The sequence below is a fragment of the Corynebacterium sp. 212_CJEI genome (genome assembly GCF_001055915.1).
Lineage (GTDB): Bacteria > Actinomycetota > Actinomycetes > Mycobacteriales > Mycobacteriaceae > Corynebacterium > Corynebacterium jeikeium_D.
This window is the reverse complement of the sequence record NZ_JVPT01000063.1, coordinates 1-20,361: the sequence shown is the minus strand read 5'-3', so window position 1 is coordinate 20,361 and position 20,361 is coordinate 1. Positions and strand designations below refer to the sequence as shown.

Below are 20,361 nucleotides of genomic sequence, written 5' to 3'. Positions count from 1 at the left end.
GTGTGCACTAAGCCCATAGGCAACAATGGACACTATGACCACCGAGCCATCCACTTCGACCGAAGCGACGCAGAATCAGCGTGACATCGAGCTGATTGTCCCCGCCGACGGTGACATCGTCACGAATGAAATCGAGATTAAGAAATCTCGCTTCATTACGTGGATCGCGCGTGCCGACGACGAAGACAGCGCCCGAGAGGTCATCAATTTGGCCAAGGCGGAGTACCCGGATGCTCGCCACCACTGCAGCGCATACATTCATGAGGTCGTCGGAGGGAATCGGGTGGAGCGATCCTCAGATGACGGTGAACCTGGTGGCACGGCAGGGCGCCCGATGCTCGATGTGCTCCAGGGCTCTGGAATGACGAATGTCACCGCCGTAGTGATCCGCTATTTTGGCGGCATCAAATTAGGCACGGGTGGGCTTGTGAGGGCCTATTCGGATTCGGTCTTAGAGTGTCTAGAAAAAGTCACGCGCATGCGACGCGTGCAAAGAGCCTTGAGGGTAGTGAGTGTCTCCGCCGCAGATGCCGGTCGCATCGAAGCGGAATTGCGTGCTCGTGGTTATGAGATCGTGGAAACGCGGTGGGGCCAGAACGTGGAGTTTTCCATCGCGGTGACTGCCGATGGGATTGCCCAGCTTGACGGCGAAATGCAGGCGCTGACTAAGGGAGCTAGCGAGCCGTCTACGGACGGTGGCGAAATCTGGTGGGAGCTGCGCGCTTAACAGCCACTAACCCTGGTTCGGGGATTCCTCGCCGTTGTGTGCGCCGCGATGGCGCTTGAGAATTTCCACCAGCTCGTCCTTATTTTCCGCAATCTTTTCTGGCCGACCGAAGACGCAGACTGCCGCGACAGTAGCACCGTCTTCCTCCACTGCGATAGAGACACCGTCAACGCCACCGCCTTCGGCAATACCCGGGGCAGCACAGACGCCGGTCTCTGCGATTTCCCCGGCCTGGCGGAGGAAATCATCCACATAGACCTGGTCTTCCGGCCGCGCGGAGTTCAGGTAGGACCACAGTTCGCGCTTTTCAAACCGACTCATCAAAACCCAACCTGCAGAGGTGCGCAACAGCGAGCGCGGCAGGAAGTTCTCCGTCAGGTACTGGTAGCGCATGGATTCACCGACGGTTTTGAGGTAGAAAAGCTTGCCACCAACCGGCAGTGCCAGCACGGTAATCAAGCCAGTTTCGTTGTGAATCGCCTCGAGCTCAGCCGTCGGAACGTTGACCATGCGACGACCGGCCATGACATTGAGCAGAAACGGCGCCATGCCGAGCGTGTAACGCTTGTTGGACTCGTCAAGGTAACCTGTCACAGTCAGACCGTTGACAAGGCCCTGCGTGGTACTGAGCGGATAGTTCAGCGTGTGGGCGATGTCAGTGAGGGTTAGACCTTCGTTAGAGCGCGCAACGAGTTCGAGGATCGCCGCAACGCGGTCGACCATGCGGTGGCGGGGGCGGACAGTTTCTGTCATAGGACTAACACTAGCAATCAACCTACGCCATTGTGTTAATTACCTACCCAAATAGGAATATCTAGCAGGTTTGCTATAGCTGTAGAAATTTTTCCCGAATTGTACGCCCTATCGACCTATGCGATGCGTCAGGGCGACCAGAACGCTCTAATATGTACTCCATGAGCTATCTTCAGCCCCAACCTCAGAACCCCATTGAGCTCCGCAAGAACGCGGTGCGAAAGTACTCCCGCAATGCCGTTGTATGGGCAGGCAGTGGTGTCGTCGGCGGTGCAGTGCTCGGACTTCTAGCCGGAAGCATGTCTCTATTCCTCATCCTGGCAGTAGTCGGCCTGGTCGGTGGTTTTCTCAATTGGCAAAAGGTTCAGCGGATTGTGAACTACAAGGATCCGCAGTAAATGCCTGCTCAGCAGCAATTGTCTACCGAGCCAGTGCGTATTGATGCCTGGATTTGGGCGGTCAGGTTGCTGAAAACTCGCTCATTGGCCGCAGATGCGTGCCGTGGCGGCCACGTCAAAGTCAACGGCGAAGCCGTGAAACCCTCAGTTCTAGTCGTCCCAGGGGACAGAGTGCGACTGTGGGCAAACCACCGCGAACACATTGTTGAGGTCACCAAGACGGTGAAGAAGCGGGTCGGAGCTCCGGTGGCCAGGCAGTGCTATATCGACCACTCTCCGCCACCGCCTCCGAGGGAGATTCTCGCATCGATGCCGACGCGCGACCGCGGTGCCGGGCGGCCTACGAAGCGCGATCGCCGTCAGCTCGATCGTCTTCGGGGACGTCGCTCATAGGCATCCCGGCCTCCGCTAGTTGCTGCAACCGTGCGCGCAAACGGGCTGGTCGACGCTTCGGGTTATGGCTGGTATCCGCAGTGGCCTTGATGTGCTTTTCACCGCGAGCCGCTAGTAGTAGGTCATCAATAACACGCACATGGCCTGGGTTAAAGCGGTACTTCATGGCCTTGCTTACGGCGCTGAGGCGCTGCGGATTAAGTAGCTCTCGCAGCTGCCCGACAGTGCGGATGCCATTGCGTTCCAGCAGTTCTTCTGCCCAGCCGTAATGTTCTGATTTCGATCGGGGCGCATCGGGAAGCAGCATCGTCAGCACGCCGGGTAGGGTTTCCTCAGTCACCACAATGTCATCGGCTGTGGTCTTTGCCGGAGCTGAGGGCTGTTTGCCCTCTCCCTGCGCGGAATCGTCCGGCGTGGATTCCTCCAGCACGGCAACGACTTGGTCGAACTGCTGATCCGCGAGCTCAATAAGGCCAGCGGCCAGCGCAAAAGCTCGATCAATCCGCGGGTCTGTCGCTCCCTCAGGGGCCTTATAGCGAATATCGTGCTCAAATTCCGCCCACGCATGCTGCAGCACAGTGCGCAGTTGCACCTCAAACTGCATATCCGCATATGGAGCTAGCTCTGACGGCGCCGCCGTCGACACCTTGCAGATCAAGTGCTGGGAGCCGTATCCCAACCGGCCGCTGATTCGTGTCTCCGCGGTTTTGTCAATCCTACGCAGCACAGTCAGCGAATCTCCCAGCGCATCCATGATCGCGGGAATCTCCGTCGAATGGTACGTGGTTACACGCACACCGATGATGTCGTGGATATCGTGCCACGGGTCAGGGTAGACGTAGCTGCCATCCGCTTCACGACGCAGGGCCTTCTGCCGCAATGAGCGGAAAGACTTCACCCGCGCCGTGACATTGTCAAAGGCCAAACCGGCATCGGAGAGAATCTCTTTAATCGCATCGACAAAGTCCTGCGCGGCGGTGGGGTGCCGAGTTGCCCACGAGTCGTACTTCGACTGCAGCGCACGTGTAACCTCTCGATCCTCCGCCAACTGAGCCTTGCGGGTTTGGTCGCGGGAATCGTCGGGAAGCGAATCCTTCATGCGCTTAGTCGTCATCGTCCTCGCGTACCAGCAGTGCTACTGGGAAGGAGCTGAACAGAGAAGCCACGGCGATGGTGCCTGACCAAGTATGGCCGGTGAAACGGTCGGTCCAGAATCCCTTGGGAAGTGTCACTGTAGTGTCGCCCCAACCGCCTTCGCGTTGCAGCCCCAGCGGACGCCGCGTCACCAGCGCGATAACATCTTCCGGCTCGCCCTTCGGTCCACGTGCTGCACCGACCAAATGACGCTCGCCGACACCCACGGCGAATACTGGCTGGTAGGCGCCGCCGACGAAGGACTCCGGGCGTTCCGCACGCAGCTTCACTCCGTGGTGAGTCACCATCAGCTTTGCGACGTCCGCATCGGCATCCGTAAAGTCCTCCGGCAGCTCAGCTGGGTGCTCTGGACTCTTAGTTACCGACGTGACCTCATCGCGAGCAACCTTATCCAGCGCCGCGACGCGCGCATCGTAGTCGACGAACCGGCGGTTGTCAGGATCAACCAGGGAGTCCTCTGTGAACTCCGTCCCCTGGTAGGTATCGGGGATGCCGGGGCCGACAAGCTGGAGGAGTTTGCGCGACAGTGACGTGGTCAGGGCAGCTGGCGCAATGGAGCGGACGAACTCTGTGATGGAGTCGGTCAGGGGGCCGTCGAGAAGCGCGTCGATCCAGCTGCGAATGCCGAGTTCGAACTCCTCGACCGGCTCCGTCCAGGAGGTGTGCACATCTGCCTCGCGGATGGCCTTAATGGCGTAGTCGTGGAGGCGTTCACGCAGTTCATCGGTAATTACGCCGTCGGTCGGCCAGACTCCGATGATGTTCTGCAGCAGGAAGTAGCCGGTGGCATCGTCAGGGGCGGGGGTGATGGCCATCCAGTTGCGGACATTTTCAGCCCAGTCGCCGGAGACATCGGAGAGCTGGAGGATGCGGGCTCGGACATCTTCGCCGCGCTTGGTGTCGTGCGTGGACAGCGTGGTCATGGTTCGTGGCCAGAGGCGAGCACGTTCCGACTGCAACAGGTGGAACTCCGCCGCCGACATGCCGTAGCGACCGAGATCACCGCCGACTTCGTTCAGGCTGATCAGGCGGCAGGCGCGGTAGAAGGTCGTGTCTTCAACACCCTTTGCCATGACCGCACCACAGACCTGCGCGAACCGCGTGGCGGCCTCACCACCGGCTACCAAACCTGCCGAAATGAGGTCGAGAGCAAAGACACGCGAGGGGAAACGCGCTGCCATCTCACCAATGACCGTGGAAGCCACTCGCGACAGGGAGACATAGTCCGAACGGTAGACAGGCATGGCAGCGACCAGCTTGCAGATGGTGTCGATAAGTACCTCATCGCTGACGCTGGTACCGCTGATAGACCAGTTATCGCGGCGCAGGGCACGTGCTAGACGACGGACTTCTGCAGCCAACTCGTGAGCAGCGACATCGTGCTTGAGAGCCTGCGCAGTTGCCTGCACGGCAGTCTTGTCCCAGGTTGAACCGGACTGCTGCAGAGCCAACATGCTCATGGCGTCTCGGGAGTCGCGGTTGACGAAGACATTGTCGAACTCACGCAGGGCGTCGTAACCCGTGGTGCCGTCAACCTGGAGCCTCGGATCCAGTGGCTCTTCGGCACCCAGAATCTTCTCGATAACCAGCCACTTGTCATCGCCGAGTAGACGGCGCAGCTCGCTGAGGTATCCGAATGGGTTGCTGAGGCCATCTGGGTGGTCAATGCGGACACCGTCAATGATGTCCGCAGCTAGCAGCTCGCGGATGATGCGGTGTGTGTGCTCGAATACCACCGGGTTTTCCTGGCGGATGCCGGCCAGACCGTTGACGCTGAAGAATCGACGGTAGCCAATGACCCCGTCCTTCCAGTACATCAGGCGATAGGCCTGGCGATCATGTACTTCCTGCGGGGTGCCGTCCTCGGTGCCGGGGCGCACCGGGAATGCATTGTCGTAGTAACGCAGAAGTGGCTCGTCACCAGACGTGTCGAGCTCCAGCTTGTCGATATCCTCCGGGGAGCCCAGAATCGGCAACCCCATCTTGCCGTTGGCACCGTTGTCCTCGTGCCAGTCGATGTCGAAGTATGGCTCGAACTGAGAATCCTTGCCATAGGTCAGAACGTCCCACCACCAGGCATTGAGCTTGGGCTCCTCAACACCGAGGTGGTTCGGTACCAGGTCGATAATGATGCCCAGACCGGCCTTGTGCGCCACCTGCGCGAGCTTCTGCAGCTCTTCCATGCCGCCGAGCTCCGGGTTCACCGTCGTCGGATCGATGACATCGTAGCCATGGTTAGACTCCGGTACGGCGGTGAGGATAGGCGACAGATACAGGTGTGAAATTCCGAGGTCTGCCAAGTAGCCGACCTGTTCAGCCGCGTCAGCGAACGTGAAAGCGCGCCCGTTTGGGTCGGCCTTGGGGCCACGGAGTTGGAGACGGTAGGTGGACGTAATTGGTCGGCGACTCATGTTCCCCTTTATACCGCCCACCAGGAAAAGCTGCTGCCTGACCGCTGTGGCAGCAGCTAGCCCCAGAGTCTGCGCCTGCCGTCCGAATGCGAATTTCTTCTCGTGAACGTGGCCTAGAAGGGTGGCATTCCGTCATCGCCGGGCAGGGAAGTAGAACCGAACAACGGAACCGACTCACTGGAGTTGTTTCCGGCGCTGGCGCTAGGTGTCCCTTCCGCAGTGTCTCCTGCTTCGGACGCGCCATCCTCTTCCGGATTCAGCCCGAGTGCGGTGAAGAGCTCCTTCTCAGTCCAAATCTGGATTTCCTGGCCTTCGGCCTGCAGCTGTCGAGCCCTCTTCTCCTTCGACGTCACCGAATCCCACGGACCGGCGACCAAAATTGTCGTCTTCTTCGTGACACCCTTATTGATATTCGCACCTGCAAAGGCGATCTTATCCCACAGAAAGCCCTTGTCATACGGGGCAAAATCGCCGGTCAGCGTCACCCGCTGCTGGTACAGCAGGCCGCTTGGATCCGCGTCCGGATTCGGGTCTGGAATGGTGTCCGGTGTCTTGGCCGCATCCCACTTCGCATTGCGACGCGGCCGACGTGACGGCGCGGAACTGCCGGACTGCGCACCAGCACCAGTACCAGTTCCCGCGTTGGTCCCGGCGCCAGTGCTGGCGACACCAGCCGGGTCATAGCGCACCATCCGCACTCGTCCACTGCCAATCTGGCCCAAGCTCAGCGAGACCTTCTGGCTCAAATCAGCCACCGATGTTGCGCGCTGCTGCTCCATCAACCACAGCGCTACCTCAGCACATGCGACCGCATCTGCCGTCGCATCATGATGATTCTCCAGCGACGCCCCCGCGGCCTCCGCCAATGTCGGCAGCTTCAAATTGGGCAGCCCCAACTGCATCTGCCGAGCCCACATATAAGTACACGCAAAATTCAACTTCGGTGCTGGAATGCCTTCCGCCCGGCACGCCCGCGACAGGGCAGTGAAATCAAACCGCGCATTGTGAGCAACTACGTCCAAATCCCCAACGACGTCAATAAACTTCGCCAGCTGCTCCGGAAATGACGGCTCACGGGCCACATCCGCCGCCGTGATGCCATGAATCGCGACATTGGCTTCATCAAAATACTCCAGCCCCTTTGGCGGACGGCACATCCAGGAATAACGCTCCGTCACCTTCCCGCCACGCACGACCGCAACGCCAAGCTGAATAATCGAGCCGGTGTCTTCGTTCGCTGTCTCTACATCGAACGCTGCAAACGGTGCGATGTCCGATGCCGCAACCTCATCCCCAGTAGGAAGCGGTGCAAAAGGCACAGACTGCTTTACGACGTCGCCCGCGCCCTCAACCACACTCACGCCTTCGGTGACTGCCGCGCGCTGTGCCACCCACGGCATCAACGTGGAAGTAAAAGCATCTGCTGAATTGTAGAACTCCGGATTCTTGGCCATCTCCGCCATGAGGTCAGCCAGCAACTGCGCTGCTGCCTGACGATGAGGCATCACACGGGCCTTTGGCAAAGCTACCCCGAGGTCTACCGTGCCGGGGAAAAAGCGGTTGGCCGGAGTGTAGACACCGTTTTTACTTGCCGATGCGACCTCGGCAACGTCGGCAAGCGGGAGGGGCTTCGCGGGGGCGGTGCTAGCCGTGTTGATGGTGTGGGTAAGGCGGAGCCCATCTGCGGTAATAGTCACCGTGTCGCCGGTGAGCTCGAAGACGACGGCGGGCTCGGAGGATGGCGTGGTCGTAGTCATGCACTAGATGGTAGCGCCGATGGCGGATTGAGCCCCATAGAGGCTGCGGTACCTGCGGCTGTCGCCGAGTACATGTGGCTTCCGGCAATGTGGAAATGCCCACAAAAATAGGAATATTTATGGGATGTTCGGACAGCGGGGGTGTCTGTACCCCTGAAAACCACATGTTTTGGGGGGTTAAATGTCCGGATGCATTTTGAGCGGGCGCTCCTTATACTTTTCGACGAACGGCGGTAACTGGTCGTTCGAGCTTTCGAGCTCAAGCGTAGGGCAAAGCGGAAACAACGTATGCCAGTGAAGCGATGAAATAAGGAGTAAACATTTTGAGCACGCATCCTGTGCACCCTGGTTCTATCTTGAACGATAATTTCCTCGAGCCGCGACACCTCTCTATCTACCGACTGGCTCTTGCCATCGGCGTGCCAAGCTCAACTCTGGAGCGCTTTCGCACCGGCCGCACTGCGGTCACTACTGACCTCGCAAATCGACTGTCCGACTACTTTGACACCGAGCCGGAGTACTGGTTGAACTCTCAGGCGGAGTTCAATATGCGCGCATCTGCGTAAGAAGACTTCACGCCAGCTCGGCTCCCGCAGTGCTGTGTTGACCCAAACCCTGTTTTGAGTTGAACTCAGAGCCGAAAATCCCCTGTCAGTGGAAGAAAAGCCTTCCGCCGACAGGGGATTTTTGTGTAGGAACCAACCCAGGCCCAGGCCCCTACACCCAACGCGGACGCGGCTAGTGTCGCTCGATCAGCACGATGGTAGAACGGGCTGGCACGCGGAGCTCGCCTTCTGGCTCAACGATGCGCTCGCGGGTCGGGCGACCCGTGATCTCTGTGGTGTCGATGATGACTTCCCAGCTGTGTGCGTATTCGGTGCCCGGAATTTGGAACATGATGTCCTCGTGGTGGGCGTTGAAGCACAGCAGGAAGGAGTCATCCTCAATCCTGTGACCTCGGCGGTCAGGCTCAGTGATGGCATCGCCGTTGAGCCAGACCATCAACGACTTGCCGAAGTCGAAGTTCCAGTCATCGGTCGTCATGACACGACCCTCATAGGTCAGCCAGGCAATGTCACGATCGTCGGTTTCCGCACCGAGCGGGCCACCGCGCAGGAAGCGGCGGCGTCGGAAGACTGGGTGTTCCGCACGCAGCTCAGTCAGGAACTGGGTGTATTCGACCAGTTCAGAGTTGGTACGAGTCTGATTCCAGTCGACCCAGGCCAAACGGTTGTCCTGGCAGTAGACGTTGTTGTTGCCCTTCTGGCCACGTCCCATTTCGTCACCGTGGCTAATCATCGGAGTGCCCTGGGACAGCAGGAGAGTGGTCAGGAAGTTACGATGCTGGCGAGCGCGCAGCGAAATGATGCGCTCGTCGTCGGTCGGGCCTTCCACACCGCAGTTCCACGAACGGTTGTGGGACTCGCCATCGCGGTTGTCCTCGCCGTTGGCCATATTGTGCTTCTCGTTGTAGCTGACCAAGTCATTGAGAGTAAAACCGTCATGCGCGGTCACGAAGTTAATCGACGCAGTTGGGCGGCGGTCATTGTTTGCATACAGGTCCGAGGAACCGGTGATACGTGAAGCGAACTCGCCGAGCGTGGATGGCTCACCGCGCCAGAAGTCGCGGATGGTGTCGCGGTACTTACCGTTCCATTCAGTCCACTGCGGTGGGAAGTTACCGACCTGGTAGCCACCTTCGCCGACATCCCACGGTTCTGCAATGAGCTTGACCTGGCTGACAATCGGATCCTGCTGCACTAAGTCAAAGAAGGCGGAGAGGCGATCGACATCGTGGAATTCTCGAGCCAGAGTAGAGGCCAAATCGAAACGGAAGCCGTCGACATGCATCTCGGAGACCCAGTAGCGCAGCGAATCCATGATGAGCTGCAGCGAGTGTGGGTGGCGCACATTCAGGGAGTTACCGGTGCCGGTGTAGTCCATGTAGTGCTGGCGGTCACCCTCGACCAGGCGGTAGTAGGCCTCGTTGTCGATGCCTCGGAAGCAGATGGTTGGGCCCATGTGGTTGCCCTCGGCGGTGTGGTTGTAGACCACGTCGAGGATGACCTCAATGCCGGCATCGTGAAATGCGCGCACCATGCCCTTGAACTCGCTGACTGCTCCGCCTGGCTTTTGGGAAGCCGAGTAGTCCTGGTGTGGTGCTAGGAAACCGAAGGTGTTGTAGCCCCAGTAGTTGCGCAGCCCCTTTTCGCGCAGGTGGTCGTCCTGGAGGAACTGGTGGACCGGCATCAGTTCGATAGCCGTGACACCAAGGTCCTTGAGGTAGTCAATAATCGCCGGATGCGCGAGACCGGCATAGGTACCACGTAGCTCCTCCGGAATATCCGGGTGAGTCATGGTCATGCCCTTGACGTGGGCCTCGTAAATCACGGTCTCGTTGTACGGCGTGCGAGGTGCGCGGTCAGCGCCCCAGTCGAAGAATGGGTTGATGACCACGGAGGTCATGGTGTGTCCCAGGCTGTCCTCGGTGTTGCGCTTCGAGTGGTCATGAATGTCATAGTTGAACAGTGATGGGTGACCGTCGAATTCGCCGTCGAAAGCCTTGGCGTATGGGTCGACCAGCAGCTTGTTGGGGTCGCAACGCTTACCGTTGGCCGGATCGAATGGGCCGTGTACGCGGTAGGCGTAGCGCTGGCCCGGCATGATAGACGGGATGTAGCAGTGCCAGATATGCGCATCGACTTCTTCCAACTCAATGCGTGTTTCTTCGCCTTCGGCGCTAATCAGACAAAGCTCAACCTTTTCCGCAACGTCGGAAAAGAGTGCAAAGTTGGTGCCAGCGCCGTCGTAGGTAGATCCGAGCGGGTAAGGCTCACCCGGCCATACTTGATAATCGCCGACTGTATTTGCTTGGTTCATGTGACTACCTTAACCGTTTTGTAAAAAACATGAGCCTTTTTCGGTCCCGTGTGGGCGCGCCATCCGTCCCATCTGTCGAGCGCACTTCGCAAAAACGACCCCCAAGGAAAAATTCGAGTCGAACGATTAAGAGCATAAACTTCGCGTGAAAATAAGTATTTAACCCTGCAAGTGGGCAATTTGACACTCTAAACGCACCTTGGCGGGCGCCGAATCCCCAATATTCGCGGTCACCAACGCGCGAAGATCCCCAAAGGCCTTTACTTTTGGAGTTATGAGTCCACGAACCATTGGTGTAACGGAAGTAGCGTTCCGAGACGCTCATCAGAGCCTCATGGCAACGCGAATGGCTATGGAAGACATGGTCGATGTCTGTGAAGAAATGGACAAGGCCGGTTTTTGGAGTGTGGAGTGCTGGGGCGGCGCAACCTTTGACGCCTGCATCCGCTTCCTTAATGAAGACCCCTGGGAGCGCCTGCGGACATTCCGCAAGCTGATGCCGAACAGTCGCCTGCAGATGCTGTTGCGCGGTCAAAATCTCCTCGGTTACCGCCACTACGAGGACATGGTGGTTGACAAGTTCGTCGAAAAGTCTGCTGAAAACGGTATGGACGTATTCCGTGTTTTCGACGCGCTTAACGACCCACGCAATCTCGAGCACGCCATGCGCGCAGTTAAGAACGTCGACAAGCATGCGCAGGGCACGATCTGCTACACGACGTCTCCGCTTCACGACGTCGACGGGTACGTGAAGCTCGCTGGTCGTCTACTGGATATGGGGGCGGATTCCATTGCGTTGAAGGACATGGCAGCGCTGCTGAAACCCCAGCCGGCTTACGACATCATCCGCGGCATCAAGGAAACGTACGGCGAGGACACCCAGATTAACGTCCACTGTCACTCGACCACCGGTGTCACGATGGTGACTTTGATGAAGGCCATCGAAGCTGGTGCGGATGTCGTGGACACGGCAATTTCGTCGATGTCGCTGGGCCCGGGGCACAACCCGACCGAGTCGCTGGTGGAAATGTTGGAGGGAACCGACTACACCACCGACCTGAACATGGATAACCTCATCACCATTCGTGACCACTTCCGCGAGGTGCGTCCGAAGTACGCAGAGTTCGAGTCGAAAACCCTGGTCAATACCGACATTTTCATGTCGCAGATTCCTGGTGGCATGTTGTCGAACATGGAAAACCAGCTCAAGGCCCAGGGCGCGGGTGACCGCGTCGAAGAGGTCATGCGTGAGGTACCGATTGTCCGCAAGGACGCCGGTTACCCGCCGCTGGTGACTCCGAGCTCGCAGATCGTCGGCACGCAAGCTGTGTTTAACGTGCTGATGGGACGCTACAAGGTTATGACGGCTGAGTTCGCTGACCTCATGCTCGGCTATTACGGGCAGTGCCCGGGTGAGCGCAACCCAGAGCTGATTAAGCAGGCAGCGGAACAGATCAAGAAGGAAGAAATCACGGTTCGCCCGGCTGATCTCCTCGAACCAGAGTGGGACGACCTGGTCAAGCAGGCCAAGGAGCTCGACGGTTACAACGGCACCGCCGAGGACGTCCTGACCAACGCACTGTTCCCATCCGTCGCACCGGGATTCTTCACCACGCGCGGCGAAGGGCCGAAGAACGTCGGTAAGACTGCCGAACAGCTCAAGCGCGAGGCGGAGCAGGTCTCTGGTGCTGCCAATGCCATTCGCGAGCCAATTCGCTACAAGGTCACCGTTGGCGGTCGCTCACAGACCGTCCAGGTGGAACCCGCCTAGGAACATCGGGAGAAGAGATAGCAATGTCGCAAAGTTCAGCAAACCAGCCGAATCCGGCGGGTGCCGTCGCGCCGGGCGTCGATGCCTCGATGGCGGAGCGCCTGGATTATTTGGATGCTCAGCGTCGTCGTGTTGAGGCCGGTGGCGGTGAAGCCCGCCAGGCCAAGCAGCACGAACGTGGGAAGATGACTGCCCGCGAGCGTATCGACAACTTCGTCGACGAGGGCACTTTCCGTGAAACCGGCATGTTTATGACTCACCGCACCACCGACTTCGGCATGGATACTGCCGACGCGCCTGCCGACGGTGTGGTCACCGGCACTGCCGCGGTTCTCGGCCGGGCAGTGCACGTGGCCTCCCAGGACTTCACGGTCATGGGTGGCTCCGCTGGTGAAACGCAGTCCCGCAAGGTTGCGGCCACCATGCGCGCTGCTGCCGACAACGGCACTCCGTTCGTGTTTATCAACGACTCCGGTGGTGCTCGCATTCAAGAGGGGATTGACTCTCTGTCGGGCTACGGCCAGGTCTTCTACAACAATGTCTGGCTTTCCGGTCTGGTGCCGCAGATTTCCATCATTGCAGGTCCATGTGCTGGTGGCGCTGCCTACTCGCCAGCGCTGACCGACTTCATCATTCAGACTCGCAAGGCACAGATGTTCATCACCGGCCCGGGCGTTATTAAGTCTGTGACCGGCGAGGAAGTCACCTCCGAGCAGCTCGGTGGCGCTGATGCGCACATGGCCAAGGCCGGCAATATCGACTTCGTTGCCGACGATGACGAGCAGGCCATCCTGATTGCGCAGAAGCTCTTAAGCTTCCTGCCACAGAATAACACGGAAGAGCCGCCAATCGTGGATCCGGTATTCGACGCCGAGCCGGATCCAGAGCTCCGCGACATCGTCCCCGTCGATGGCAAGAAGGGCTACGATGTCCGCGAGGTCATTATCCGTATCGCCGACAATGGCGATTTCCTCGAGTGCCAGGCGGGTTTTGCCACCAACCTGGTTGTCGGCTTTGGTCGAGTTTTAGGCCGTACCGTGGGCTTTGTCGCCAACCAACCGAACGTGATGTCCGGTGTGCTGGACATCAATTCCTCGGACAAGGGCGCAAAGTTCATCCGCTTCTGCAATGCCTTTAACATCCCGCTGGTCACCCTGGTTGATGTTCCTGGCTTCATGCCGGGCGTCACCCAGGAGCATGGCGGCATCATCCGCCACGGCGCAAAGATGCTCTACGCATACTCCGCAGCGTCTGTGCCCAAGGTGACCGTCGTCATGCGTAAGGCCTACGGCGGTGCGTACCTGGCGATGTGCTCGAAGGACCTCGGCGCGGACTACGTATTCGCATGGCCGACCGCGGAAATTGCGGTGATGGGCGCAGAGGGTGCGGTCAACGTGGTCTTCCGAAAGGAAATTGCCGCCGCGGGCGACGAGGAAGAGCAGGCGCGCGTGCGCGACGAGCGTATCGCCGAATACAAGACACGCTTCTCGACGCCGTATGTCGCCGCCTCGCGCGGACTGGTCGACGACGTGATTGACCCGGCGGAAACCCGCCTGCGTGTGGCTGATGCACTGTCAGTTCTGCGTAACAAGCGCGAGGTTCGCCCGGCCAAGAAGCACGGATTGGGGCCACAGTAATGTCTGACGGCATCGGTGAGATTAAGGAGCTGCGAGCGCTCGTCGCTGAACTGACCGACCGGTTGGATGCGACCTCGACAAGCTTGCAGAAGGCCACGGCACGACTGAATCAGGCAGAGATCGAGTTGGCTGAACTGCGCAAACGCGTGGACGCAGATATCCCCGAGGATACTGTCATCGCCATTTCGGCAGCGGTGTCTGCGTACCTGGGCAATCGCGGCAAGGTGAAGGCAATTCGATACAACCGCCATAAGACGTGGGCTGCGCAGGGACGCCAGATCCAGCAGCAGCGCAACCTGCGTTAGTTGGAAATTTTCGATAACCGACTTATTTGAGTCTGACTCATTGACTTTTGCTACGTGAGGATTGTTGAGCCATGAAATTGAAAGTGACTGTCGGCGGCATTGCCTACGATGTCGACGTTGAAGTAGTTGAGGAGCCCAAGCGTCTTTCGCCCATCGTGTTGGGTGGATCGTCGAGCGCTTCCGTTGAGCCGGCCACCGCTAGTGTCTCGGGTGTCTCCGCCAATTCGGTGGTGGCGCCACTGGCAGGTTCGGTCAGCAAGATTTTGGTCGAGGAAGGCCAGAAGATTGAGGCTGGGGAGGTGCTGCTCATTCTCGAGGCAATGAAGATGGAAACCGAGATTACGGCCCCGGCTGCAGGCACCGTCGGCTCTATTCATGTTGAAGTCGGCGACGCAGTGCAGGGCGGCCAGGGACTCGTCTCGATTGATTAGCCGCATTAGCCGGGGTGTAAAGATTTTGGGGTGAAATCTTTCTAGCTCCGGTTGCTGGAAATACTTAAGGTTGCCTTAATATTTTCCTTATGAATGCCGTTCTTCTCGCCGTTTTGGTGATGCTAATCCTGGCGGTCTGCCGGGTACACGTTGTGCTAGCGCTGTTTATTGGCGCCTTGGTCGGTGGTCTTTCCGCCGGTATGGGGCTCGATGCCACAATGGTTGCCTTCCAGGAAGGCCTCTCTGGTGGTGCGAAGATTGCCCTGAGCTATGCCATGCTGGGTGCCTTTGCCATGGCAGTGGCATCCTCCGGGCTGCCCAAACTGCTGGCCGATTGGCTGATTGCCAAGATCGGCACGGAGGATGAAGACGCTAAATCTAAGGCAGAGGCATGGACCAAGTGGGGTATGGTCGCCGGCATTTTGGCCATGGCGATCATGTCGCAGAACCTCATCCCAGTTCACATTGCGTTTATCCCGCTGATTATTCCGCCGCTGTTGCCGGTATTTAACCGCCTCAACATCGACCGTCGAATGATTACCAGTGTGATGACCTTCGGTTTGGTCACCACCTACATGTGGGTTCCGGTCGGATTCGGTTCTATCTTCCTGAACGACATCCTGCTGGGGAACATCGAGAATGCTGGCCTTGATGTTTCCAATATCAACATCATGATGACGATGGGCATTCCGGCTCTCGGCATGCTGGCCGGTCTGGCCATTGCCGTATTTTTCTCCTACCGGAAGCCGCGGCATTACGAAGATCGGCCGATTGCCCAGTCCTCACACGCAGAACCCCAGTCTGACGAACCGGTGTCGAAGTACCGAGTTATCGTTGCTCTCGTTGCAATCGTGGTGACTTTCGTCGTCCAGATTGTGATGAATTCTATGGAGACCGATGCCGATCCATTGCTGATTGGTGCACTCACTGGTCTGGCAATCTTCATGCTCACCGGTGCCGTGCGCTGGCGTGAGGCGGACGACGTGTTCACTGCCGGTATGAAGATGATGGCCCTGATTGGTTTCATCATGATTTCCGCACAGGGCTTCGCCTCGGTGATGTCGGAGTCCGGCCAGGTCGAGCCGCTGGTGACCGCTACAGCAGAGCTGTTTGCGGGCAACAAGCCTGCCGCTGCATTCGCCATGCTGGTCGTTGGTCTGGTGGTCACGATGGGTATTGGTTCGTCCTTCTCGACGCTGCCGATTATCGCCATCATCTATGTGCCGTTGTGTGTATCGCTGGGCTTCTCGCCGATGGCTACCGTCGCCATCATTGGTACTGCAGGTGCTCTGGGCGATGCTGGTTCGCCGGCATCGGACTCGACGCTCGGCCCGACGATGGGTCTCAACGCCGATGGGCAGCACGACCACATTCGCGATTCGGTTATTCCGACCTTCCTGCACTTCAACCTGCCGCTGCTGGCAGCTGGTTGGGTAGCAGCTCTGGTGCTCTAACGCTGGGGCTTGACCGTGAGCGTGATTGTTTCAGCGGGGCTTACTGACCTGCAATTCCCTTAGTCCCCGCAACCCCCGCAATTCCGGCGATAAAGAGCTCGGTTCCCAGTGCAATGCGCTGGCGGCCGAGCTCTTTTGCCTGTGCAGCAGCATCTTCAGAGGAAGTCTCGACCTCAACATCCTTATCATCGGCGTTCTCGCCACTGGTGTCGCCCTTGTTGGAAACGCCCTTGGCGCCGTTCAGGTCAAGCGCGATGGCTGTCTGCTGGTCGACTGTCGCACCGAGAATGAAGTACACGAGGACGGATGCGGTATCAGCCGCTGATGGGGTGCTAATGGAGGTTTCGGGGGCATTCTCCAGGACGTCGGCAAGCAGTTGTTCGGGGCGAATCGTGGCGGTGCCCGTAGCGAGTGCGGCCGAGACGACCTCGGCGCCATCCCGATGAGCGGTGAGGCAGGAGTAGAGCAGCTCGGCGACGGCTTCGATGTCGGCACGCCAATCGCCGGTGGCGGAAAACTCTGTGCAGGGAGCCAAGATGCGGTCAGCGACGGCGCCCAGCAGTGCCTGCTTGGAAGGGTAGTGCCAGTACATTGCGCCAGCGGCGGTACCCAAGTGGCGAGTCAGGCGGCGGATCGTGAGATCGCCGAGTCCGTACTCGTTGAGAATGGTGAGAGCTGCGTCGACAATGATGTCCTTGGTCAATTGCACACTGCCTACCGTAGACGAAAGAAGAATCATCTGGAAGATGTCTCAAGGCTGAAATGGGGAGCGTAAATCCGCGACACGACGGGAATTGAACCCTGTTCGACATTCTGTAGACGCAGTATTAAGTTTGATAACTGAACAACTTCTGAAACAGTGTTCAAGTTTTATCCCCAGCCTCAAGGAGCATCACCCCCATGACTCAACAGCAGCAGGACATTTTGGAACTCGCCCGAGAAAAGGTGCTCGGCCGCGGTGAGGGGCTGAACTATGAGGAGACCCTGGCAGTTCTGAACCTCGATGACGACAGCATCGAGGATCTGCTGGCACTGGCTCATGAGGTGCGCTTGAAGTGGTGCGGCGAAGAGGTCGAGGTTGAAGGCATTATCTCGCTGAAGACTGGCGGCTGCCCAGAGGACTGCCACTTCTGTTCGCAGTCGGGTCTGTTCGAGTCCCCGGTGCGTTCGGCATGGCTGGATATCCCGGCCCTGGTGGACGCCGCAAAGCAGACTGCAAAGTCGGGTGCGACTGAGTTCTGCATCGTTGCTGCAGTAAAGGGTCCGGACGAGCGACTGCTCAGCCAGATGGAACAGGCCGTCGCCGCCATTCAGGCAGAGGTGGACATTAATGTGGCTGCCTCGATGGGCATCCTGACGCAGGAGCAGGTGGATCGCCTGGCCAAGGCTGGTATTCACCGCTACAACCACAACCTTGAGACCGCTAAGAGCTACTTCCCGCAGGTCGTGACCACCCACACTTGGGAAGAGCGTCATGACACCCTGCGTATGGTCGGCGAAGCCGGTATGGAGGTCTGCTGTGGCGGCATCCTGGGTATGGGAGAGACCCTTGAGCAGCGTGCCGAGTTTGCTCAGGACCTGGCGGCGCTCAACCCGACCGAGGTGCCGATGAACTTCCTCGACCCGCGCCCGGGCACTCCGTTCGCCGGTCGCGAGCCGATGCCAGCCAAGGACGCACTGCGTGCCATCGGTGCCTTCCGTCTGGCACTGCCGAAGACCATCCTGCGTTTTGCTGGCGGTCGTGAGCTCACCCTGGGCGACCTGGGCGCAGAAAAGGGGCTGCTCGGCGGTATCAACGCTGTCATTGTCGGTAATTACCTGACCACTCTGGGCCGTCCGGCGGAGCAGGATCTGGACATGCTTGGCAAGGTACGACTCCCAATTAAGGCCCTCAATGCAACTGTCTAAGCCTCGGACATCTAGCCCGCGCTCGCCGCGGAGTAAGAAAGTCGACTCCACAGAGCTGCTCCAGGCCATGGTGCTGGGAGATGAGCCCAAGTTCGATCCTTTTACCGGCGCCGACCTCGAAGCTGGTGAAGTGCGCGAACGCTCCTATGGTGCAAAAGCTGGACTGGAGGCGCCTCGGTTCTGCCAGCTCTGTGGGCGTCGGATGGTGGTGCAGGTGCGTCCGGACGGCTGGACTGCAAAGTGCTCGCGCCACGGCGAAGTGGACTCCGTTATGTTGGAGCAGCGATAAAAGGCGCTGATTGTGCTAGTGCGCCATTCGGGCACGCTAGTACTGGATGTGCGCCGTGAGGTAAGTTAGTCAACTATGACTATGAAAAATACCCGAGTCCCACACGTTGAAAAGCAGAGCGTGGCAATGGCCTCGGGTATTGTTCTCTTCTCCGTCGTAACGGGAACGATAGCCGGAGTGGCCTGGGCATTCCTACGCCCCAAGCAGCAAGTGCAAATGCTCCCGGATAACCAACTAGCGATTATTCAAGAAACCGTTGACGCTGGTTTTATTGGGCTGCTCTGGTTTGTTGCTGTCACTGCCATCAGCGGCCTGGTGCTGGGAATTACTACCTTCCGAAACCGTGCCATCACGACTCCTGTGCAGATGCTCACGGCAATTGGATGGGCAGGTTTCTCCGCGTTGATGAGCGCAGCAGTGACGTACCTCGTCGGTCAGTCGGTTGCGGCATTGCTCCAGCCGGATCTGGCGGGAATGCAGCCGGGCGATAAGTTCTCGGTGATTCCAGACTTCAAAACCTATGTAGCACTGCTGGTCGCGCCACTGGTTGCCATGCTCGCACTGTGGTCCCGGGTGTTGTTCCAAACGGACTTCACGGAAGGCAACGAGAGCGCTGCAGACAATGCTACGGACGCAGATTCGGTCACTAAGTGAGACGGTGAGGTTCTGCGCGGGGGCCGTCGTAAAGCACTAATTCCTACTGAACAGGGGTAGTTATTGGGAAATAGGCTTATACAAGCCTTACAATTTTGGGAAATAGGTTCGTCCTCGATGTCAGTATGCGCCCCGATTTAGGGGCTTTTTCGATATTGTGTGGCGAGCTTAGGTCTCTTGCACTTGCCCGTTTGAGTCCGCTGCGAATGCCTCCGGGGACCGTTGCCGGTAACGGTGACGGCATTTTCTCCGGTCGTAGCCACAGCCCATTGAAGTAAGGACGTAGTTTTCCGTGAATACCAGCCTTGCGGCCAATGCTTCCAGCCTGCCGCGCCTTGAATCGGATCTGTACGAATCGGTAGTCGATAAAGATGGCCGCTACGGTGGCGTAATTGCAGATGAGCGCTGGGCCCAGGAGATTAAGCGCCTCGCCCGCGAACGCAATGCCGTAATTCTTGCGCACAACTACCAGCTGCCGGAGATTCAGGATATTGCCGATTACACAGGCGACTCCCTCGGACTTTCCCGCATCGCTGCGGAAACCGATGCTGACGTCATCGTCTTCTGTGGTGTCCACTTCATGGCGGAAACCGCCAAAATTCTGAGCCCAGAGAAGACCGTCCTTATTCCGGACGAGCGCGCCGGCTGCTCCCTGGCGGACTCCATCACCGCAGACGAACTGGCCGAGTGGAAGGCAGAGAATCCCGGCGCACTGGTAGTCAGCTACGTCAACACCACGGCAGACGTAAAGGCTCTGACCGACATCTGCTGTACTTCCTCCAACGCCGTCGACGTGGTCAAGTCCATCCCGGAAGACCAGGAGATCCTGTTCAACCCGGATCAGTTCCTCGGCGCACACGTCCGCCGTGAGACCGGCCGCGACAACATCAAGGTATGGGCTGGTGAGTGCCACGTCCACGCCAACATCAACGGTGAGGAACTCGCGCACCGCGCGGAGGAGAACGCCGATTCGCAGCTGTTCATTCACCCGGAGTGCGGTTGCGCGAACTCTGCGATTTACCTCGCAGGTGAAGGCACCATCGAGCCCGAGCGCGTGCAGATGCTCTCCACCGGCGAGATGCTGACCGAGGCGCAGAAGCTGAAGGAGAACAAGCCCAACGGCAAGGTGCTCGTGGCCACTGAGGTGGGTATGCTCCACCAGCTGCGCAAGGCCGCACCGGATGTTGACTTTGAGCCGGTCAACGACCGCGCTTCCTGCTCGTACATGAAGCTCATCACTCCGGCGGCTCTGCTGCGCTGCCTCGTTGAGGGCACTGATGAAGTCGATGTCGAGCCGGATGTCGCCGACAAGGCACGCGCTTCGGTCGAGCGCATGATCGCCATCGGTAACCCAGGCGGAGGCGAGTAACACGTTTGGTCTGCGCCCATCATTCGACAGTTGGACACTGACGTGTGACTTCCTCGTCATCGGCGGGGG

General features: G+C 58.7%; 19 protein-coding genes. 13 read left to right on the top strand and 6 right to left on the bottom strand.

Going from position 1 to position 20,361, the window contains the following annotated elements:
* Positions 1-25 precede the first annotated feature (25 nt).
* Complete coding sequence (locus tag ADB02_RS07835; protein WP_016422974.1) at positions 26-727, top strand: YigZ family protein; 702 nt, start codon at positions 26-28, stop codon at positions 725-727.
* Positions 728-733: 6 nt separating this feature from the next.
* Here the strand turns inward: ADB02_RS07835 and ADB02_RS07830 are convergent, their stop codons facing one another.
* Positions 734-1,480: a helix-turn-helix domain-containing protein gene (locus ADB02_RS07830; protein WP_016422973.1), complete on the bottom strand. Its 747-nt coding sequence runs from the start codon at positions 1,478-1,480 to the stop codon at positions 734-736.
* Between the two features lie 152 nt (positions 1,481-1,632).
* Between ADB02_RS07830 and ADB02_RS07825 the strand changes: the two genes are divergently transcribed.
* Positions 1,633-1,878, top strand: coding sequence for a hypothetical protein (locus ADB02_RS07825; protein WP_005510313.1), 246 nt, complete (start codon positions 1,633-1,635; stop codon positions 1,876-1,878).
* On the top strand, positions 1,879-2,271 hold the full coding sequence (locus ADB02_RS11345; protein WP_080969602.1) for an RNA-binding S4 domain-containing protein: 393 nt from the start codon (positions 1,879-1,881) through the stop codon (positions 2,269-2,271). It begins immediately after the preceding gene.
* On the opposite strand, the gene ADB02_RS07820 is transcribed toward ADB02_RS11345, so the two are convergent.
* From ADB02_RS07820 to ADB02_RS07810, 3 genes are all read right to left on the bottom strand, one after another.
* Positions 2,219-3,385: a GTP pyrophosphokinase gene (locus tag ADB02_RS07820; protein WP_049190431.1), complete on the bottom strand. Its 1,167-nt coding sequence runs from the start codon at positions 3,383-3,385 to the stop codon at positions 2,219-2,221. The genes ADB02_RS11345 and ADB02_RS07820 overlap by 53 nt on opposite strands.
* Positions 3,375-5,837, bottom strand: a complete 2,463-nt coding sequence (gene treY, locus ADB02_RS07815; protein ID WP_048734725.1) for a malto-oligosyltrehalose synthase — start codon at positions 5,835-5,837, stop codon at positions 3,375-3,377. Before treY ends, ADB02_RS07820 begins: the two co-directional genes overlap by 11 nt.
* A 113-nt stretch (positions 5,838-5,950) precedes the next feature.
* Positions 5,951-7,594: an exonuclease domain-containing protein gene (locus ADB02_RS07810; RefSeq protein WP_049190428.1), complete on the bottom strand. Its 1,644-nt coding sequence runs from the start codon at positions 7,592-7,594 to the stop codon at positions 5,951-5,953.
* A gap of 323 nt (positions 7,595-7,917) precedes the next feature.
* On the opposite strand from ADB02_RS07810, the gene ADB02_RS07805 reads away from it, so the two are divergent.
* Positions 7,918-8,160, top strand: coding sequence for a HigA family addiction module antitoxin (locus tag ADB02_RS07805; RefSeq protein ID WP_005510305.1), 243 nt, complete (start codon positions 7,918-7,920; stop codon positions 8,158-8,160).
* 172 nt (positions 8,161-8,332) lie between these two features.
* Here ADB02_RS07805 and glgX read toward each other — a convergent pair whose 3' ends face one another.
* Positions 8,333-10,474 (bottom strand): glycogen debranching protein GlgX, encoded by a 2,142-nt coding sequence (gene glgX / locus ADB02_RS07800; protein WP_048734718.1) that lies wholly within the window; start codon positions 10,472-10,474, stop codon positions 8,333-8,335.
* Between the two features lie 274 nt (positions 10,475-10,748).
* Between glgX and ADB02_RS07795 the strand changes: the two genes are divergently transcribed.
* The 5 genes from ADB02_RS07795 (at position 10,749) to ADB02_RS07775 (ending at position 16,072) form a co-directional block, all read left to right on the top strand.
* Complete coding sequence (locus ADB02_RS07795) at positions 10,749-12,245, top strand: methylmalonyl-CoA carboxytransferase subunit 5S (RefSeq protein WP_049190425.1); 1,497 nt, start codon at positions 10,749-10,751, stop codon at positions 12,243-12,245.
* A gap of 23 nt (positions 12,246-12,268) precedes the next feature.
* Complete coding sequence (locus tag ADB02_RS07790) at positions 12,269-13,882, top strand: acyl-CoA carboxylase subunit beta (RefSeq protein ID WP_016422966.1); 1,614 nt, start codon at positions 12,269-12,271, stop codon at positions 13,880-13,882.
* Positions 13,882-14,187 carry a hypothetical protein gene (locus ADB02_RS07785; protein WP_049190423.1) on the top strand — a complete coding sequence of 102 codons (306 nt, stop codon included), beginning with the start codon at positions 13,882-13,884 and terminating at the stop codon, positions 14,185-14,187. The genes ADB02_RS07790 and ADB02_RS07785 overlap by 1 nt, the downstream gene beginning before the upstream one ends.
* A 71-nt stretch (positions 14,188-14,258) precedes the next feature.
* A complete protein-coding gene (locus ADB02_RS07780) occupies positions 14,259-14,618 on the top strand; it encodes a biotin/lipoyl-containing protein (RefSeq protein WP_016422964.1) in 360 nt (119 codons plus the stop codon).
* A gap of 89 nt (positions 14,619-14,707) precedes the next feature.
* Positions 14,708-16,072: a Na+/H+ antiporter family protein gene (locus ADB02_RS07775; protein WP_049190421.1), complete on the top strand. Its 1,365-nt coding sequence runs from the start codon at positions 14,708-14,710 to the stop codon at positions 16,070-16,072.
* Between the two features lie 40 nt (positions 16,073-16,112).
* Here the strand turns inward: ADB02_RS07775 and ADB02_RS07770 are convergent, their stop codons facing one another.
* Positions 16,113-16,781 (bottom strand): TetR family transcriptional regulator, encoded by a 669-nt coding sequence (locus tag ADB02_RS07770; RefSeq protein ID WP_241482436.1) that lies wholly within the window; start codon positions 16,779-16,781, stop codon positions 16,113-16,115.
* 191 nt (positions 16,782-16,972) lie between these two features.
* Between ADB02_RS07770 and bioB the strand changes: the two genes are divergently transcribed.
* The 4 genes from bioB to nadA all read left to right on the top strand — a co-directional run bounded on the left by bioB (position 16,973) and on the right by nadA (position 20,292).
* Positions 16,973-17,980: a biotin synthase BioB gene (bioB, locus tag ADB02_RS07765; RefSeq protein WP_049190419.1), complete on the top strand. Its 1,008-nt coding sequence runs from the start codon at positions 16,973-16,975 to the stop codon at positions 17,978-17,980.
* Entirely contained in the window at positions 17,967-18,269 is a 303-nt protein-coding gene (locus tag ADB02_RS07760; protein WP_016422960.1) for a hypothetical protein, read from the top strand. The genes bioB and ADB02_RS07760 overlap by 14 nt, the downstream gene beginning before the upstream one ends.
* 75 nt (positions 18,270-18,344) lie before the next feature.
* On the top strand, positions 18,345-18,923 hold the full coding sequence (locus ADB02_RS07755) for a hypothetical protein (protein ID WP_049190416.1): 579 nt from the start codon (positions 18,345-18,347) through the stop codon (positions 18,921-18,923).
* Positions 18,924-19,215: 292 nt separating this feature from the next.
* Entirely contained in the window at positions 19,216-20,292 is a 1,077-nt protein-coding gene (nadA, locus tag ADB02_RS07750; RefSeq protein WP_016422958.1) for a quinolinate synthase NadA, read from the top strand.
* The last annotated feature ends 69 nt before the right edge of the window (positions 20,293-20,361 follow it).

What these genes read in the sequence shown, in the direction of transcription:
- ADB02_RS07835 (WP_016422974.1), top strand. Translation starts at nt 26, where the DNA reads ATGGACACTATGACCACCGAGCCATCCACTTCGACCGAAGCGACGCAG.
- ADB02_RS07830 (WP_016422973.1), bottom strand. Translation starts at nt 1,480, where the DNA reads ATGACAGAAACTGTCCGCCCCCGCCACCGCATGGTCGACCGCGTTGCG.
- ADB02_RS07825 (WP_005510313.1), top strand. Translation starts at nt 1,633, where the DNA reads ATGTACTCCATGAGCTATCTTCAGCCCCAACCTCAGAACCCCATTGAG.
- ADB02_RS11345 (WP_080969602.1), top strand. Translation starts at nt 1,879, where the DNA reads ATGCCTGCTCAGCAGCAATTGTCTACCGAGCCAGTGCGTATTGATGCC.
- ADB02_RS07820 (WP_049190431.1), bottom strand. Translation starts at nt 3,385, where the DNA reads ATGACGACTAAGCGCATGAAGGATTCGCTTCCCGACGATTCCCGCGAC.
- treY (WP_048734725.1), bottom strand. Translation starts at nt 5,837, where the DNA reads ATGAGTCGCCGACCAATTACGTCCACCTACCGTCTCCAACTCCGTGGC.
- ADB02_RS07810 (WP_049190428.1), bottom strand. Translation starts at nt 7,594, where the DNA reads ATGACTACGACCACGCCATCCTCCGAGCCCGCCGTCGTCTTCGAGCTC.
- glgX (WP_048734718.1), bottom strand. Translation starts at nt 10,474, where the DNA reads ATGAACCAAGCAAATACAGTCGGCGATTATCAAGTATGGCCGGGTGAG.
- ADB02_RS07795 (WP_049190425.1), top strand. Translation starts at nt 10,749, where the DNA reads ATGAGTCCACGAACCATTGGTGTAACGGAAGTAGCGTTCCGAGACGCT.
- ADB02_RS07790 (WP_016422966.1), top strand. Translation starts at nt 12,269, where the DNA reads ATGTCGCAAAGTTCAGCAAACCAGCCGAATCCGGCGGGTGCCGTCGCG.
- ADB02_RS07785 (WP_049190423.1), top strand. Translation starts at nt 13,882, where the DNA reads ATGTCTGACGGCATCGGTGAGATTAAGGAGCTGCGAGCGCTCGTCGCT.
- ADB02_RS07780 (WP_016422964.1), top strand. Translation starts at nt 14,259, where the DNA reads ATGAAATTGAAAGTGACTGTCGGCGGCATTGCCTACGATGTCGACGTT.
- ADB02_RS07775 (WP_049190421.1), top strand. Translation starts at nt 14,708, where the DNA reads ATGAATGCCGTTCTTCTCGCCGTTTTGGTGATGCTAATCCTGGCGGTC.
- bioB (WP_049190419.1), top strand. Translation starts at nt 16,973, where the DNA reads ATGACTCAACAGCAGCAGGACATTTTGGAACTCGCCCGAGAAAAGGTG.
- ADB02_RS07760 (WP_016422960.1), top strand. Translation starts at nt 17,967, where the DNA reads ATGCAACTGTCTAAGCCTCGGACATCTAGCCCGCGCTCGCCGCGGAGT.
- ADB02_RS07755 (WP_049190416.1), top strand. Translation starts at nt 18,345, where the DNA reads ATGACTATGAAAAATACCCGAGTCCCACACGTTGAAAAGCAGAGCGTG.